At 74.7% G+C, this 15,962-nt stretch carries 15 protein-coding genes; 7 read left to right on the top strand and 8 right to left on the bottom strand.

The annotated features are described in order from the left end of the window. Positions 1-8 precede the first annotated feature (8 nt). Entirely contained in the window at positions 9-908 is a 900-nt protein-coding gene (locus ACQUQD_RS08875; protein WP_428951484.1) for a helix-turn-helix domain-containing protein, read from the bottom strand. Between the two features lie 96 nt (positions 909-1,004). Between ACQUQD_RS08875 and ACQUQD_RS08870 the strand changes: the two genes are divergently transcribed. Further along, positions 1,005-1,862, top strand: coding sequence for an SDR family oxidoreductase (locus ACQUQD_RS08870; protein ID WP_428951483.1), 858 nt, complete (start codon positions 1,005-1,007; stop codon positions 1,860-1,862). A 32-nt stretch (positions 1,863-1,894) separates the two neighbouring features. On the opposite strand, the gene ACQUQD_RS08865 is transcribed toward ACQUQD_RS08870, so the two are convergent. The 3 genes from ACQUQD_RS08865 to ACQUQD_RS08855 all read right to left on the bottom strand — a co-directional run bounded on the left by ACQUQD_RS08865 (position 1,895) and on the right by ACQUQD_RS08855 (position 3,734). Further along, positions 1,895-2,317, bottom strand: coding sequence for an acyl-CoA thioesterase (locus ACQUQD_RS08865; RefSeq protein ID WP_428951482.1), 423 nt, complete (start codon positions 2,315-2,317; stop codon positions 1,895-1,897). 115 nt (positions 2,318-2,432) lie between these two features. Further along, positions 2,433-3,071, bottom strand: coding sequence for a hypothetical protein (locus tag ACQUQD_RS08860; protein ID WP_428951481.1), 639 nt, complete (start codon positions 3,069-3,071; stop codon positions 2,433-2,435). Positions 3,072-3,131: 60 nt separating this feature from the next. Then, positions 3,132-3,734: a histidine phosphatase family protein gene (locus ACQUQD_RS08855; RefSeq protein ID WP_428951480.1), complete on the bottom strand. Its 603-nt coding sequence runs from the start codon at positions 3,732-3,734 to the stop codon at positions 3,132-3,134. Between the two features lie 214 nt (positions 3,735-3,948). Here ACQUQD_RS08855 and ACQUQD_RS08850 point away from each other — a divergent pair, with 214 nt between their 5' ends. Beyond that, a complete protein-coding gene (locus tag ACQUQD_RS08850; protein WP_428951479.1) occupies positions 3,949-6,810 on the top strand; it encodes a DEAD/DEAH box helicase in 2,862 nt (953 codons plus the stop codon). Then, on the top strand, positions 6,807-8,117 hold the full coding sequence (locus tag ACQUQD_RS08845) for an SWIM zinc finger family protein (RefSeq protein WP_428951478.1): 1,311 nt from the start codon (positions 6,807-6,809) through the stop codon (positions 8,115-8,117). Before ACQUQD_RS08850 ends, ACQUQD_RS08845 begins: the two co-directional genes overlap by 4 nt. Positions 8,118-8,178: 61 nt before the next feature. Here the strand turns inward: ACQUQD_RS08845 and ACQUQD_RS08840 are convergent, their stop codons facing one another. After that, positions 8,179-10,938 carry an ATP-binding protein gene (locus ACQUQD_RS08840; protein WP_428951477.1) on the bottom strand — a complete coding sequence of 920 codons (2,760 nt, stop codon included), beginning with the start codon at positions 10,936-10,938 and terminating at the stop codon, positions 8,179-8,181. A 67-nt stretch (positions 10,939-11,005) separates the two neighbouring features. Between ACQUQD_RS08840 and ACQUQD_RS08835 the strand changes: the two genes are divergently transcribed. Next, complete coding sequence (locus ACQUQD_RS08835; protein ID WP_428951476.1) at positions 11,006-12,247, top strand: GNAT family N-acetyltransferase; 1,242 nt, start codon at positions 11,006-11,008, stop codon at positions 12,245-12,247. Between the two features lie 15 nt (positions 12,248-12,262). Further along, entirely contained in the window at positions 12,263-12,403 is a 141-nt protein-coding gene (locus tag ACQUQD_RS08830; RefSeq protein WP_428951475.1) for a hypothetical protein, read from the top strand. A 9-nt stretch (positions 12,404-12,412) separates the two neighbouring features. Here the strand turns inward: ACQUQD_RS08830 and ACQUQD_RS08825 are convergent, their stop codons facing one another. Next, positions 12,413-12,871, bottom strand: coding sequence for a hypothetical protein (locus ACQUQD_RS08825; protein ID WP_428951474.1), 459 nt, complete (start codon positions 12,869-12,871; stop codon positions 12,413-12,415). Positions 12,872-12,921: 50 nt separating this feature from the next. On the opposite strand from ACQUQD_RS08825, the gene ACQUQD_RS08820 reads away from it, so the two are divergent. Next, positions 12,922-13,230 carry a hypothetical protein gene (locus ACQUQD_RS08820; protein ID WP_428957788.1) on the top strand — a complete coding sequence of 103 codons (309 nt, stop codon included), beginning with the start codon at positions 12,922-12,924 and terminating at the stop codon, positions 13,228-13,230. Between the two features lie 68 nt (positions 13,231-13,298). Here ACQUQD_RS08820 and ACQUQD_RS08815 read toward each other — a convergent pair whose 3' ends face one another. Next, positions 13,299-13,943, bottom strand: coding sequence for a peptidase (locus ACQUQD_RS08815; RefSeq protein ID WP_428951473.1), 645 nt, complete (start codon positions 13,941-13,943; stop codon positions 13,299-13,301). Next, entirely contained in the window at positions 13,940-15,148 is a 1,209-nt protein-coding gene (locus tag ACQUQD_RS08810; protein WP_428951472.1) for a pyridoxal phosphate-dependent aminotransferase, read from the bottom strand. Before ACQUQD_RS08810 ends, ACQUQD_RS08815 begins: the two co-directional genes overlap by 4 nt. Before the next feature lie 111 nt (positions 15,149-15,259). Between ACQUQD_RS08810 and ACQUQD_RS08805 the strand changes: the two genes are divergently transcribed. Next, entirely contained in the window at positions 15,260-15,904 is a 645-nt protein-coding gene (locus ACQUQD_RS08805) for a winged helix-turn-helix transcriptional regulator (protein WP_428951471.1), read from the top strand. Positions 15,905-15,962: the final 58 nt, after the last annotated feature.

Raw genomic sequence — 15,962 nt, 5'->3', positions numbered from 1 at the left:
GCAGGGGCTCAGCGCCCGGCCAGGGAAGGGCACGGGCTGCCCTTCGGGAGGCGGCCGTCCACGAACGCCGTCGGCGCCACCCCGAACAGGGCGCGGAACTCGGCGGCCATGTGCGACTGGTCGTAGTAGCCCGTGGTCTGGGCGAGACCCGCCCACGCCACCTGCGCGCCGGGCCGCTCGGCCGCCCCGGCCAGGAGCTGGCGCACACGGTCGATGCGAGCGAAATGCTTGGGCGACAGACCCACGTCGGCCGTGAACAGCTTCCTCAACTGGCGCTCACTGACCGCCAGTTCACGCGCCACCTCGGTGACCTGCGCGGGCCGCGGGCGGCCGGGCCGGGTCGACAGGCGGTCGACCGCCGAGCGCACCAGAGCGGCACGCGCACGGTCCAGCGGATCGCGCGGCGCGAACACCGGAGCCAGCACCTCGGCCAGCGCGGCCAGGGCCTCGTCCACCGTCGCGTCGTCGGCCAGCCGCGCAAGCTCCCGGACGATCCGGGGTGTCACCGGGCCCGGCAGCTCCGCCAGCGGCACCACGCGGCCCACCAGCTCCCGGGCCGACGCCCCGAGCAGCGGCCGCGCGGCCCCCGGCCGGATCCGCAGATCCAGGCAGAGCGGCAGCCGCTTCCCGGTGTTGTACGAGGCCCGGGTGCGGGGGCCGACCGCCAGGACGTCGCTGCCGCCGCCCGGCACCGTCCGCAGCACGAGCCGTACCGCCGCGTCCGGCACATGCGCGACCGAGCGCGGGCCGTCCGGGTCGTGCGCGGTGACCCCGACGTCGGTGATCCACGGGCGCAGCGCGGCAGGCGGCTCGATCAGGCGCGCCGGCGCCCGGGAGGCCCCGGCGGCCGTCCTGATCGCCGTCTGCCGCGCGAGGTCGGAGGGGAGGGGCCCGGTCACGGTGGTCACCGCACCACGGTAGCCAGGCGGGGCCGCCTCGCGGGCGGCGCAGGCGTGCCGGAATCTCCTATCCGCGGGGCGGGCCGCGGCGGCAGCGTGGAGCGCATGATCCTCATCACCGGTGCCACCGGCACCATCGGCAGTGAACTCGTCCGCCTCCTCGCCGCGCGCGGCGTCCCGCACCGCGCCCTGACCCGCGATCCGGGCCGCGCCCGGTTCGGCCCCGGCACGGACGTGGCGCGCGGCGACTACGACGATCCGGACTCGCTCGCGGCCGCCGTCACCGGCGTCGACGCCCTGTTCCTGGTCAACGCCCCGGGCGCCGCCGGCCCCGGTGTCCACGACCGGGCCGTGCTCACGGCCGCCCGGGCGGCGGGTGTCCGGAGGGTGGTGAAACTCTCCGCGATCGGCACCGGTGAACCGGCGACGGGACGGTTCGGCCAGTGGCACGTCCCCGGCGAACAGGCGCTGCGCGACGGCCCGTCGGAGTGGACGGTGCTGCGCCCGTCCACGTTCGCCTCGAACTTCCTGTGGTGGGCCGGCGAGATCCGGGCCGGCCGCCCCGTACCCGACCAGTACGGCGGCGGCGCCCAGGGCGTCGTCGACCCGGCGGACATCGCGGCCGTCGCCGTCGAGGCGCTCCTCGCGGACGGTCACCACGGGCAGACCTACACCCTGACCGGGCCGGAGCTGCTCAGCGTGCCGGAGATGACGGCGCTCGTCGGCAAGGAACTCGGCCGGGAGATCGGCTCGGTCGAGGTGTCCGAGGCGGACTCCCGCGCGTTCGTGATCTCCAGCGGCATCCCGGAGGAGTTCGCGGAGGGCGTCCTGGAGGGGCTCGCCCACGTACGGGCCGGGGGCAACGCCGTCGTCACCGACGACGTCGAGCGGGTGCTCGGGCGGCCGCCGCGCACGTTCGGGCAGTGGGCGCGCGAGCACCGCGGGGCGTTCGCGCGGCCGTGAGCGCCGGACACGGGGCGGCCCGCGGCGTCCGGCTACAGACCGAGGACGCCCGGGTCCGTCGCCAGCTCCTTGAAGACCTCCCGCGGATCCTTGACGAGCTTGCGCTCGGTGAGGTCCAACAGGCCGCCCACCGCGGTCACTTCGGCCGACACGGTGCCGTCGGCCTTCCGCACCGTCTGCCGGATGCGGAACGTCTTCCCCTCGCCCCACTCGAAGGTGCACTCCACGTCCACCTCGTCGCCGGCGCGCAGCTCCCGCAGATAGCGGATGTTCGTCTCCAGGGCGACCGGCCCCACCCCGCGGGCGAGCAGATCGCTCTGCGCGATACCGCTGTGGCGCAGGATCGACCAGCGCGCGTGCTCCGCGTACTGCAGGTACACCGCCTGATTGAGGTGCCCCTGCGTGTCGGTCTCGTATCCGCGGACCTCGACCCGGACGGAAAACGGCTCTGCCACGACGTTCCCTTCGACGATGCGGCGGTGTCCCGCCCGATGCGCGGGTGAGCGCTTGCTCAGCCGCCTTCGACGAGTCCAACCCGCCGGCCCGGCCGGGCATTCCGCCGAAGCCTCCCTAGGCCCGTCTCGGGGACGCCAGCAGGTACCGGCCGCCGCGCGGCGCCGCGTGCTCGCTCACCTGCCACCCCGCCCGCTGGAGCGCCGCCGCGCAGGCCCCGAGACCGGCGGGCTCCGGATGGTGCACGGCGACGGCCTCGGGCTGCGGGGTGTCCGTCACCCGGTAGCCGGGCGCGGTGTCGGTCGCCGGGGCGCAGCCCGCCGCCTCCAGGGCGAGCGCCGCCGCGTGCGTCAGGCGGCCCCGCTCCCAGGCGCAGGGCCGGTCGGTGGCGCCGCCCGGATCGGTCATACGGCGTATCTCCAACAGCCCCTGCCAGGCCGTGCGCACCTCGCGCGCCCGCGCCGCCGGGGCCACGGGAGCCGGCTCCCCGCCGAGCCGCGCCGCGAACACCCCGTCGGACGCGGCCGGCGGGACCGGGGCCGGAACCGGCGCGGGCCGCTCGGGCTCCGGTCCGGCCTCGCGGACCCGGTGCCCGGCAGGGGTGAGGAAGTGGTCGTGCGGCGGCCGCGGATGCCGGAACGCCAGCTTCAGCACGACGAGCCGCGCCAGCTGGGCCGCGCTGCCGCTGATCCGGCCCGTCTCCGGATCGGCGGCGTCGATGATGCGCCGCTGCGCGGCGGTCGGCGGTCTGGTCATGGCGCACCTCCTGCCGACGATGGTGCACGACGGCACTGACAACGGCGCCCGGCCGGCGGTTCAGTCGGCCGGCGGCCGCAGGTTCCAGCCGGAGACCACGGGCCTGCCGTGCTCCGTGCTCAGCCGGCTCACCGTGCCGGTCGCCAGCAGGAAGTGCGCGCCGCCCGACGGCGGCAGACCCAGCCGCCGCGCGGTCAGGACCCGCAGGAAGTGACCGTGCGAGACCAGGACGACGCTGCCCTCGTTGTTGGAGAGCGCCGCGTCGACCTTGGAGAGCATCCGGTCGGCACGCGCGCCCACCTCGTCCGGCGTCTCGCCCGGATGCTCGGGCGGGCCGGGCGGCACCCCGTCGTCGAACAGGTACCAGTCGGGACGGGTGCGCTGGATCTCCCGCGTGGTCACGCCCTCATAGGCGCCGTAGTCCCACTCCCGCAGGTCCGCATCGACGGTGACACGGTGCAGACCGGCGAGCTCGGCGGTCTCGCGGGCCCGCTGCAAGGGACTCACGAAGACGGCGCCGATGTGATAGCTGCCGACGAGGGGCGCGACCCTGCGCGCCTCCTCGCGGCCGTTCTCGGTGAGCGGAAGGTCGGTGAGGCCGGTGTGCTGACCGGTCAGCGCCCACTCGGTCTCACCGTGCCGGACGAGAAGCAGATCACCCACGGTTCACGCCTGTTCGGTCAGGGGTCGGTACGGGCTACGGACATTACCGCTCGAACCGTACACGTGGTCGCCGGGTCCGGCCGCGTGGCCCGTACCCGCCCCCCGGGCCGCGCCGACGGTGCCGCGACCGGGTCGGTCGGGATTGTCGGACCCGGCCCGTAAGGTCTAGAGGTCCGACGAACCGTGAGACAGGTGAGCCCAGAGGGGAGGTGGCGTGCTCGTGCCGGAGCAGCCCGGCGTCGCTCTCGACGCCGCCGCCGTCTTCCTGCCCGCCGCACTGCCGCGCGAGGGGAAGGTCGCCTTCTGGTCGCCGGACGGGTCCGGCCTCCCCGGCGCCGCCGAGGAGATCACGGTCGTGCGCCCGCACGGGCCGGGCGTACGCAGCCGCAGGGTGCCCGCACTCGTGCTCCCGGTCGTCGACGCGCTGCCGCTGCTCGTGCGGGCCCGCCGTACCCGGGGCGCGCACCCCGCCGCGGCCGCCTGGGGCGCCGCCGCCGCGCACGCCCTGCACCTCGTGGCGCGCGGCCGCCTGCTGCCCGGGCTCACCGTGTCCGACCACGACGCGTGGCGCGTGGGCCCGCTCGACGCGGACGACGTCGCGCAGCTCCAGGGCATCGCCGCCGCCCTGCCGCCGGAGGGGTACGCGACACCGGTGCCGGGCCGCAGGCCCGTCCGGCTGCCCGAGCCGGAAGCGCTGGTCCGCGCCTTCCTCGACGCGGTCGCCGACGCGCTGCCGCGCACCCCGGCCGCGGCGCACGCGGCGGGCGCCCCGTTCGCCGCGGCCGCGGCCCAGCACATCCCGCAGGCGCGGCCCTGGGCCGTCGAGGCGGCCGCCGGGCTCGACGCGGGAGTGCGCATCTCCCTGCGGCTCGACCTCTCGCACCACCTGCTGTTCGACGCGGCGGAGGAGAGCGAGTCGCCCGACGACCCGGGGGCGCGCCGCGCCGGGGCCGCCGTCGTCCAGGTGCACAGCCTCGCCGACCCCACGCGCGTGGTGGACGCCGCGCACCTGTGGGCGGGAGCGGGCGACGAGCACTTCGGGCCGCGCGCCCGCATCGACGCGGTGCTCGCCGTGCGCCGCGCGGTCGCCGCCTGGCCGCCGCTCGGCCGGCTCCTGGAACAGGACGTGCCGGACGTCCTCGCGCTCGCCGAGAGCGAGCTGATCGATCTGCTCGGGCCCGGCGCGGCCCGCCTCGCCAAGGCCGGGGTCACACTCCACTGGCCGCGCGAACTGGCCAGGTCCCTCACCGCGACGGCCGTGGTGCGGGCGCAGACCGCGCCCGGCTCGGCCACCGACGGCACGACGTTCTTCGACAGCGACGAACTGCTCACGTTCAACTGGCAGGTGGCGCTCGACGGGGACCCGCTCACCGAGAGCGAGATGGACACCCTGGCCGAATCGCACCGGGCCGTGGTCCGGCTGCGCGACCAGTGGGTCGTCGTCGATCCCGACCTGGTCCGTAAGGCGCGCAAGCGGGAGCTGGGCCTGCTCCAGCCCGTCGACGCGCTGGCCGTCGCGCTCACCGGCGAGGCCGAGGTCGACGGGGAGCGGGTCGCCGCCGTGCCCACCGGTCGGCTCGCCGAACTGCGCGACCGTCTCACGCGCGGCATCGACGGCGTCGAGCAGCCCGCGGGCCTCCACGCGACCCTGCGCGACTACCAACTGCGCGGCCTGGCCTGGCTCGACCTCATGACCTCGCTCGGCCTCGGCGGCTGCCTCGCCGACGACATGGGCCTCGGCAAGACGGTCACCCTCATCGCGCTGCACCTGCGACGCGACCGCAGCGCGCCCACGCTCGTCGTCTGCCCCGCCTCCCTGCTCGGCAACTGGCAGCGGGAGATCGGCAGGTTCGCCCCCGGCGTCCCCGTACGCCGCTTCCACGGCGCCGACCGCACCCTGGACGGACTCGACGGCGGATTCGTCCTCACCACGTACGGCACCCTGCGCACCCGCGCCGCCGAACTTGCCGGTCACACCTGGGGCATGGTCGTCGCCGACGAGGCCCAGCACGTCAAGAACCCGAACTCGGCCACGGCGAAGGCCCTGCGCACGATCGACGCCCCCGCGCGCGTGGCGCTCACCGGCACCCCCGTCGAGAACAACCTGTCCGAGCTGTGGGCCCTGCTCGACTGGACGACGCCGGGCCTGCTCGGCCCCCTGAAGGCGTTCCGCGCCCGGCACGCCCGCGTGGTCGAGGGCGAGGTCCCCCTCCAGGGACAAGGCGGCGTGAACCCGGAGGCCATCGAGCGCCTGTCCCGACTCGTGCGCCCCTTCATCCTGCGCCGCAAGAAGTCCGACCCCGGCATCGTGCCCGAGCTGCCGCCCAAGACCGAGTCCGACCACCCGGCGCCCCTCACCAGGGAACAGGCATCGCTGTACGAGGCCGTGGTGCGCGAGTCCATGGCGAACATCGAGGCCGCCGAGGGCATCGGCCGCCGCGGCCTCATCATGAAGCTGCTCACCTCCCTCAAGCAGATCTGCAACCACCCGGCGCAGTACCTGAAGGAGGGCGAGGCCGACGGCGGCCGCGCCCGCCTCGCGGGCCGCTCGGGCAAACTCGCGCTGCTGGACGAGCTGTTGGACACGATCGTCGCCGAGGACGGATCGGTCCTCGTCTTCACCCAGTACGTGTCGATGGCCAGGCTCCTCGCCACGCACCTGACGACCCGCGGCATCCCCAGCCAGCTGCTGCACGGCGGCACGCCGGTCGCCGAGCGCGAGCGCATGGTGGACCGCTTCCAGTCCGGCGAGGTCCCCGTGTTCCTGCTCTCCCTCAAGGCCGCCGGCACCGGCCTCAACCTCACGCGCGCGGGCCACGTCGTGCACTTCGACCGCTGGTGGAACCCGGCGGTCGAGGAGCAGGCCACGGACCGCGCCTACCGCATCGGCCAGACCCAGCCCGTCCAGGTGCACCGTCTTATCACCGAGGGGACCGTCGAGGACAGGATCGCCGAACTGCTCGCGGTGAAGCGCCAGTTGGCGGACGCCGTACTCGGCTCCGGAGAGGCCGCGCTCACCGAGCTGACCGACCGGGAGCTGACCGACCTGGTCTCGCTGAGGAGGGAGACGGCATGAGCCCCGCCCGCACCCGACGGCACACCGCGCACATCCCCGGCCGGGCCGGCGCCGCCGAGCAGGCGCAGGCCCGGCACACGGACACCCGCCGCACGTTCCCGCCGCTGCCGCCGCGCGCACAGCAGGGCGACGGCTCCGCCCTGACCTGGTGGGGCAACGCGTGGGTGGACGCCCTGGAGGACACCGCCCTCGACCCGGCCCGGCTCCAGCGCGGCCGCGCCTACGCCGACCGCGGCCACGTCGACGCGATCACCGTCACCCCGGGCCGCGTCATCGCCTACGTCCACGGCTCCCGGCCCCGCCCGTACCGGGCCGAACTGCGCCTTCGCACCCTGTCGGACGAGGAGTGGACCCGCTTCGCCGAGACGGCCGCGGCCCGCCCCGACCACATGGCGTCCCTGCTCGACAAGGACGTCCCGCACGCGCTCGCCGCCGCCGTCGACCTGCTGCCCGCGGTCGACGACCTGACCCCCGAGTGCACCTGCCCCGACCGCGCCCACCCCTGCAAGCACGCGGCGGCGCTCTGCTACCAGACGGCGCGGATCATCGACGAGGACCCGTTCGTCCTGTTCCTGCTGCGCGGCCGCGGCGAGCAGGAGCTCCTGGGCGACCTCACCCGGCGCAACGCCGCGCACACGGCCCAGGAGCAGCGCACGGCCGAGGCGCCGTCCCTCGACTCGGTCCCCGCCCGCGACGCGCTCGCCCGCTCGGCGCAACTCCCGCAGCTGCCCCCGGAGTTCCCCGCCCCCGCGCACCCCGAGCGCCCGCCGTCCTACCCGCAGGCCCCCGGCGCCCCCGACCCGCTCGCCCTCGACCTGCTGGCCACGGAGGCCGCCGCCCGCGCGCACGCCCTGCTGACCACCGGCACGGACCCCCTCCGCGGCCTCACCCCGTGGCAGGACGCCGTCCGGCTGGCCGCCGCCCACCCCGGCTCGGGCCTCACCGCCGCCACCCGTGCGCTGTACGCCTCGCTCGCCCGCGGCACCGGACGCACCCCGGGCGACCTCGCCCGCGCGGTCGCGGCCTGGCGCCAGGGCGGGCTCGCCGGGCTCTCCGTCCTGGAGGAGGAATGGGACCCGCCGGCCGGCCCGTTCGACCGCGCCCGCCCCGCCCTCCTCGCCACGGGCCACCCGGAGTTCCGCCCCCGCCGCAACCACCTGTCGACCGCGTCCCTCCAACTGCGTCTGGGCCGCGACGGGTTGTGGTACGGCTACGAGTCGGACCCGGGGCGCGAGGACTGGTGGCCCAGGGGCGAGCCGGGCCCGGATCCGGTGGCGGCCCTGGACTCGTTGCTGAGCGGCGGCTGAACCCCTGCCACGGGCGCGGGGCCCGTCGAGGGGAAAGCCGGGGGCCGAGGGGAAGGCGACGTCAGCCCGTCAGGCCCTGCCGGTAGGCGATGGCCGCCGCCTGGGTGCGGGTGGTGGCGCCGAGTTTGGCCAGGATGTGGGAGACATGCACGCCCGCCGTGCTGGGCGAGATGTGCAGCCGCTCGGCGATGCGACGGTTGCTCAGCCCCTGCGCGACGAGAGCGAGCACGTCGAGTTCACGCGCGGTCAGACCACCGTCCGCAGCGGGGGAGGGCGGCGCGATCCGCTCGGTGGGGGGTGCCGCGCCCAGGGAGGCGGCCAGCTCCGCCGCTTCGTCGAGCAGGACCGCGCCGTCGCTCCGCTCTCCCGCGGCCAGGGCGGCCCGGCCGCTGTGGAACAGGCTCTGGGCCAGCTCGTAGGGCTGTCGCAACTCCCGCCACGCGGCCACCGCCCGGTCCCAGCCGTCGTCGTCGAGCAGGGCGTGGAGATGATGACGCAGGGCCCGGTCGTACGGCCCGTCTTCCGCGAAGTCCCCGTCGAGCGTGGCGAGTTCGGCGCGCCGGGCGGTCACTCGCCGCGCCGATGCCGGCTCCCCGTCGCGGGCGGCGCGGGCCCGCTGCACCAGCGCCCCGGCGATCAGGACGCCGCGGGCGTCGAAGGCGTGGATCCCGGCGAGTCCCGGATCGGCCAGCGCCTCGCCCAGCAGCCGGTCGGCACGTTCCACATCCCCCTGCGCCAGCGCCAGCAGGCACAGCCACGCACGGCGTTCGAACAGGCCGCTGCCCCGCAGCGCCTCATGAGGTTCGGCGGCCCGCGCCTCGGCCGCCCGCACGTCGCCGCGCAGCAGCGCCAGCCGGCCGGCGAGCGAGCACAGATCCTGTCGTGCCGACGGCGGAGGCTCCTCGGCGAGGGTCTCGTCGATCAGCGCGGCGGCGTCGTCCCACTGCCCGGTCCGGATCAGCCCGCGTGCCGCGTGACAGGCCAGATCGGCCCCCCTGCTCCGGCCGAGTCCGAACCGCCGGGCCAGACGGATGCCGTCCATCGCCGCGTCGAGACCGCGCTGGTGCTCCCCGTTCCCCGTGTGCAGCGTCGCCTCGTACATCGGCACGGTCAGCAGCAGGTCCTGGCTCTCCAGGCGTTCGGCGAGCGTACGGGCCTCGGCCAGCGCCGCCAGGTCGCGGTCGCGGGCCCCGACGCCCAGGAGCCCGCGGACCGTGACGGTCGGGTCGCCGGTCAGCCGCCCGATGCGCAGCGCCTCGTCGAAGGGCTCCCGCGCCGCGTCCGAGGCCGGCAGCAGACCCATGGCCAGTACCCCGAGCACCCGCCCCCGCCGGACCTGCGCCCGGCCCTCGGGCAGCAGCCGCAGTGCGTGTTCCCAGTCGTCCAGACCGCTGCCGTCCAGGCGGTGCCGGAGCCGGCCGCGGTGCTCCAGCAGCAGGGCGGCGCGCTCGGGGGCGGCCGACTCGTCCACGGCCGCGAGCCCGGCCGTGGCGTGCTCGACGCCGCGCCGGTAGGCGCCGCCGAGCATGCAGGACTCGGCCGCCTCGGTCAGGACACCGACCAGATCGGTGCCGAGCCGGCCCTGCGGTTCCGGTACGCGGTCCCACAGTTCGAGGACCCGCTCGAGCATGCGGCCCTGCTCCTCGTAGGCGTAGGAGCGGCGGGCCTGGCCCGCCGCCCGGTACGCGACGGTCAGCGCCCGCGTGTGATCGCCCGCGGCGTACGCGTGCGCGGCCAGCTCCGCGGCACGGGCGTCGTCGGAGCCCAGCGCCTCGGCGTAGCGGGCGTGCAGCCGGGCGCGCTCGCCGGGCAGCAGATCCTCGTACACCGCCTGCCGGATGAGCGCGTGCCGGAACGCGTATCCGTCGCCGGACGTCACCAGCAGGCCCTGGTCGACCAGGATCCGCAGCACCGCGTCGAGTGCCGCGCCGCTCTCGTCGGCCAGGTCCTCCAGCAGCCGGTGCGCGACGCGGTCGCCGCCCGCCGACGCCAGGTTCAGCAGGCCGCGGGCGGCCGGGGGCAGGCCGCGCGGCCCCTGCAGGAGCAGGTCGCGCAGGCTGTCCGGGGTCTGCGCGCCACCGTGCGCGAGGGCCTCCACGAACAGCGGGTTGCCGTCGCTGCGCCGGTGCACCTGCTCCACGGCGGCCGCATCCGGCTCCGTGCCGAGGATCGCCGCGAGCTGGCGGCCGACGTCCTGCGCGGTCAGCCGGGGCAGCCGCAGCGTGGTGGCGCGCGGGTTGCGGGCGAGTTCGGACAGCAGCGGCCCGAGCTGCGCGGCGTCCCCCTGCCCCGGCCGGTAGGTGGCGAGCAGCAGGACGCCGGGCCGGGTCATGTTGCGGGCCAGGAAGGCGAACAGCTCACGGGAGGCGGTGTCCGCCCAGTGCAGGTCCTCGACCGCGAGGACGACGGGCCGGTCGGCGGCCGCCCGCTCGACCAGGGCCAGGATCTCCTCGTAGAGCCGGTGCCTGCCGGTGTCCGCCTCGCCGGCCTCACCCAACTCCGGGAACCAGCGCGCCAGTTCGCGATACCGCCCGGACCGTGCCGCCCCGTCCCGGATCAGCCGGCGCAGCACCGCCACGAACGGGGTGTACGCGAGCCCCTCGCCGCCGAACTCCGCACAGGCGCCCGTCACCATCCGCGCCGGAGCCGTGAGCGACGCGGCGAACTCGGCGAGCAGCCGCGACTTCCCGATCCCGGCCTCACCGGCGACCATGGCCACTCCCGGACCGAGCGCCCGCGCCGAGTGCCATGACTGCGCCAGCGCCGCCAGCGCGTCGCCGCGGCCGACGAACACCGGACTGACCACGCGATCCGCCACCATGACGGCAGCATATAAATACCGAGGTCGCCCGATGCGGCGCGGGTGTTTACCCGGCGAAGCTCGACCCATGACCGCTTCCCACCTCGCTGATCCCCATCCACTGCGCACCATCGAGGCCCATGAGTTCGACGCCTGGGCGCGCATGATCACCACCACCTACGGCCAGGACTGGCGCGAGGGCGCCCTGCGCAACGCTCGCTCGGTGATCGACCCGGCGCGCACCCTCGCCGCGTACGACGGCCCGGACATCGTCGGCGGCGTGTCGGTCTACGGCCGGACCATGACGGTCCCCGGCGGTGTCACCCCCGTCGCGGGCATCACGCTCGTCGCGGTTCTGCCCACCCACCGGCGGCGCGGCATCCTCTCCGCGATGATGCGCAGGCAACTCACCGGCCTGCACGAGTCGGGCGGCGAACCGGTCGCCGCGCTCAACGCCGCCGAGGCCACCATCTACGGCCGCTTCGGCTACGCCGTAGCCTCCCACTGTGCCCGACTCCGCGGCGACCTGCGGGACATGGCCCTGCGCCCCGATGCCGACCACGGCGACGGCACGCTCCGGCTGCTCGGCCGCGACGAGGCCAGGCCGTTCCTGGAGAAGGTCCACGAGACGGCCCGACGGCAGACCGCCGGCTGGGTCGACCGCACCGAGAAGTACTGGGACGCCCGGCTGCACGACGCCGAGCCCTTCCGCGACGGCGCGACCGAGCTCCGCTGCCTGCTGCACACCGAACCCGCAGGAGAGGCCACCGGCTACGCCCTCTACCGCTCCAGGGGGAGCACCGTGCAGATCGTCGAACTCGCCGCCACCACCCGCCGGTCGTACACGGCCCTGTGGCGCTACTTCGTCCATCTCGACGCCCACGACCAGCTCACCTGCGACGTGGCGGTCGACGAACCGCTGCCGCACCTGCTGCTCGACCCGCGGGCCGCCCGCACCACGGTGGTCGACAACCTGTGGGTCCGCCTCGTCGACATCGACCGCGCGCTCACGGCCCGCCGCTACGCCGCCCCGCTGGACGTGGTCCTGGAGGTCGAGGACACCTTCTGCCCCTGGAACGCGGGCCGGTACCGGCTGACGGCCGACGGCGCCGACGCGGCCGACTGCACCCGCACCCGCGACCGCGCCGACCTGCGGCTGGACAGCGCCACCCTCGGCGCGGCCTACCTCGGCGGCCCCACCTTGACCGCGCTGGCGGCCGCGGGCCGGGCCGAGGAGCTGCGCCCCGGCGCGCTGGCCGCCGCCGCACTCGCCTTCCGCGGCGCGCGCGAACCCTTCCACCCTTCCGGCGCGGCCTTCCCCGCCTTCTGAACAGGAGACCCCACCATGACCTCGGTCCGTACCCCGCGGCGCCGCCTCTTCCCGCCCCGCCGCAACCACCGCCGGCCGCACGGTTTCCGCCCCCAGATGGACCACCGCACCCCGCAGCCCGCGGAGTGGCTGGCGTTCGTCCGCCTGATGTCCTGAGCCCCGCGCCTACTGCACGCTCGGCGCCGCGGCCTCCACGAACGCGCTCAGCGCGTCCTTGCAGCGCTGCGAGCGCCGGTCGCGGTCCTGCTCGTCCGTGGCCTCGTGCAGGCAGTTCGCCAACTCAAAGGCGATCTCGGCGAGTTGGCGCACTCGCGGCACGTCGCACACCAGCTGGACGCGGGCCAGCGCCTGACGGGCCGCGATCCGGGCCTCGTACGAGGCGAAGCGCGCGGCCTCCGCCTCGGGTGCACCGGGGCGTTCCTGGGCCCGGAACCAGCGGTCGTTCTGGCCGCGCCGATAGTCGAAGAGGGCACTCGCGAACCCGCTGTAGCTCGCGATGCGTTCCTGGCGCAGCTGCTCCGCCCGGGCCAGCTCCGCGCCGCGCACCGTCGCACGGCCCTGGAAGTAGTGGGTGACCACCGAGCCGAGCAGGGTGCCGAGCACCGCTATCAGAGCCGCGTCCAACGTTCCGTACTCCTCAACAGGCAGGAAAAACAGGTCGATTCCGAGCGCCCGTGCTGGCTGCTGTCATGGGCGTGTCCACGAGACTCAATCAGATCATCGCTGTCGAGAAGGGCGTGAAGGCCAAGGCTCACCAGGACCTGACGGCAGCTCACCACGGATTGCAGAAGACCGCGTTGCTGGCCGGCATCGCGCGCACCTACCAGCCCAAGGACGAGGAGGTGGCCGAACACCGGGTCGCCCACGCGCTGGCCGACGACCCCCGACCCGTTCGTCTCCTCCCGGGCGAACTTCACCGCCTGCTGCACCTTCTCCACCCAGCGCGACGGGCGGTGGTCCATAGGCAGGACGCGGGACCGTGACACTGACCAGGGTCCTCAAGGGCACGGGTGTGCGCGACGAGTGGCATCCATCGGGCCCAGGGGGCCGGCTACGCCTCCGGGCCCACCTGCGCGTCCGCGCGAGGGGCGACCAGTGACATGCCCCGACCCGCGAAGTAGTCCCCGAACCGCGCCACCGGCAGGTCGGCCGTCCGCGTCGCCCGGTCCGTGCCCGACGGGTTGTGGAAGTGGAAGCCCGCCCCGTCCGGCGTGCGGGCCGTGATCAGGACCAGATGGCCGCCGCGGCCCGGCGCGGGCTCGTGCGGGCGGCGGATCGCGTAGTGGACGGAGGCGATGACGAGACGCCCCGCGTCGAGCAGCGCCCCGATCCCGTCCGGTGTCAGCTCGCGGTGCACCTCGGCCTCGACGCCGTGCGCCTCCCGCAGGTACTCCACGGCGGGCCGGTAGACCATGCCGTGGATCTCACCGTCGGCGTCCACCGTGTACGCGCCGAACTTCACCGCCCCGTCGCGCAGTGCGAAGAGGGAGGGGGCGCCGGCGCCGAGCGCCATCCGCAGACACGTCACCCCGCACAGATGCCCGCACCAGCGCGCGTAGTCCTCCACCGTCGCCGCGCCCGACTCCCGCCACGCCGGGTCCTGCGCCCGGTCGAACCCGCCCGACACGATCGCGCCGACCAGTTCGGGCGAGGCGAACTGGGTGAGGCTGGGGCGGGCGCAGGTCGTGCAGGTCACTGACGGTATCCGTTCAAGAAGCGGCCGATCCGGCTGATCGCGGCGTCGAGATCGTCAGCGTAGGGGAGCGTGAGGATGCGGAAGTGGTCCGGACGCGGCCAGTTGAAGCCGGTGCCCTGCACGACCTGGATCTTCTCGCGCAGCAGCAGATCGAGGACGAACTTCTCGTCGTCGACGATGGGGTGGACCTTGGGGTCGATGCGCGGGAAGGCGTACAGGGCGCCCTTCGGCTTGACGCAGCTGACGCCGGGGATCTCGTTGAGCTTCTCCCACGCCTTGTCGCGCTGCTCGTGCAACCGGCCGCCAGGAGCGGTGAGTTCCTGGATCGACTGGCGGCCGCCGAGCGCGGCCTGGATGGCGTACTGGGCGGGCGCGTTCGGGCACAGCCGCATGGAGGCGAGCATCGTCAGGCCCTCCAGGTAGTTCTTCGCGTGCTGCTGCGGGCCGGTGACCACCATCCAGCCCGAGCGGAACCCGGCCACGCGGTACGTCTTCGACAGCCCGGAGAAGGTCAGGACGACCAGGTCGGGGGCGAGGGCGGCGGCGCTGTGGTGCACCGCGCCGTCGTACAGGATCTGGTCGTAGATCTCGTCGGCGAACACCATCAGGCCGTGCCGGCGGGCGAGGCCGAGGATGCCCTCGACGATCTCCTTCGGGTAGACGGCGCCCGTAGGGTTGTTCGGGTTGATGATGACGACGGCCTTGGTGCGGTCGGTGATCTTGGCCGCCATGTCGTCCAGGTCCGGGTACCAGTCGGCCTGCTCGTCGCACAGATAGTGCACGGCCCGGCCGCCGGAGAGCGTCGTGACGGCCGTCCACAGCGGGAAGTCCGGCGCGGGGACGAGGACTTCGTCCCCGTCCTCCAGGAGGGCCTGTACGGCCATGGAGACCAGCTCGGAGACGCCGTTGCCGAGGAACACGTCGTCGACGCCCACCTCCAGGCCGAGCGCCTGATAGCGCTGGGCGACGGCCCGGCGGGCGGACAGGATGCCGCGCGAGTCGGTGTAGCCGTGCGCCTGGGGAAGCATCCGGATCATGTCCTGGACGATCTCCTCCGGCGCCTCGAAGCCGAACAGCGCCGGGTTTCCGGTGTTCAGGCGCAGCACGCTGTGGCCTGCCTCCTCGAGCGCGTTCGCGTGCTCGATCACCGGGCCGCGGATCTCGTAGCAGACCTCGCTCAGCTTGCTCGACTGCCGGAACTCCATGCGCGTGCCCTCCAGGCGGACCAGGTGTCTGTGCGTACCGGGTGACTCTTGATACTTGGTTTTACCAAGTGGACGCTTGGAAAGTCCAACAAGTTGCATAGACTGCGCGTCATGCCACGCCGAAGCTACGACCAGTACTGCGCAGCCGCCCGCGCCCTCGACGTCGTCGGGGACCGCTGGACGCTCCTGATCGTGCGGGAACTTCTCGCGGGTCCGCGCCGCTACACCGATCTGCATGCCGATCTGCCGGGTGTCAGTACGGACATGCTGGCCACACGCCTGAAGGACATGGAGCGCGACGGCCTCGCGGTGCGGCGCAGACTCGCCGCGCCCGCCTCGGCGTACGTGTACGAACTGACGGCGCGGGGGCGGGAGTTGCTGCCCGTGCTGCAGGCGCTGGGGGAGTGGGGTGCCCCCGGTCTTGCCGAGCGCCGGCCGACCGATGCGGTGCGGGCGCACTGGCTGGCGCTCCCGTTCCTCCGGCAGCTGGCGGAGCTGGGGGAGCCGGGCGTTGTCGAAGTCCGCCTGGACGAGGGGGAGTTCCACGTGCGGGTGGGGGGTGATCCGGTGTACGGGGAGGGGGCGTACGCCGAAGGCGAGCCGGATGTGCGGATCGCGCTCGATGCGGAGGTGGGGGGAGAGGTGGCTCGGGGGGTTGTGGGGCTGGTGGAGGCGGTGCGTCAGGGCAGGGCCGATGTCGCGGGTGAGGGTGCGCTCGCGAAGGCACTGCGCAGCTCACGCCCCGCCGGCGCTTGAGGAGCTGGGTCCGGGGCGGAACCCCCTGGCCCTCGCGCCGCCGGGGCGTGCGAGGCGT

Origin of the sequence: Streptomyces sp. cg35, from assembly GCF_050410835.1 — a bacterium.
GTDB lineage: Bacteria > Actinomycetota > Actinomycetes > Streptomycetales > Streptomycetaceae > Streptomyces.
This window is presented reverse-complemented; position numbering and strand designations above follow the sequence as displayed.

Coding starts and splice junctions, on each gene's coding strand:
- ACQUQD_RS08870 (WP_428951483.1), top strand. CDS start 1,005: ATGATCCTCATCACCGGTGCCACCGGCACCATCGGCAGTGAACTCGTC.
- ACQUQD_RS08860 (WP_428951481.1), bottom strand. CDS start 3,071: ATGACCAGACCGCCGACCGCCGCGCAGCGGCGCATCATCGACGCCGCC.
- ACQUQD_RS08845 (WP_428951478.1), top strand. CDS start 6,807: ATGAGCCCCGCCCGCACCCGACGGCACACCGCGCACATCCCCGGCCGG.
- ACQUQD_RS08840 (WP_428951477.1), bottom strand. CDS start 10,938: ATGGTGGCGGATCGCGTGGTCAGTCCGGTGTTCGTCGGCCGCGGCGAC.
- ACQUQD_RS08835 (WP_428951476.1), top strand. CDS start 11,006: ATGACCGCTTCCCACCTCGCTGATCCCCATCCACTGCGCACCATCGAG.
- ACQUQD_RS08830 (WP_428951475.1), top strand. CDS start 12,263: ATGACCTCGGTCCGTACCCCGCGGCGCCGCCTCTTCCCGCCCCGCCGC.
- ACQUQD_RS08810 (WP_428951472.1), bottom strand. CDS start 15,148: ATGGAGTTCCGGCAGTCGAGCAAGCTGAGCGAGGTCTGCTACGAGATC.
- ACQUQD_RS08805 (WP_428951471.1), top strand. CDS start 15,260: ATGCCACGCCGAAGCTACGACCAGTACTGCGCAGCCGCCCGCGCCCTC.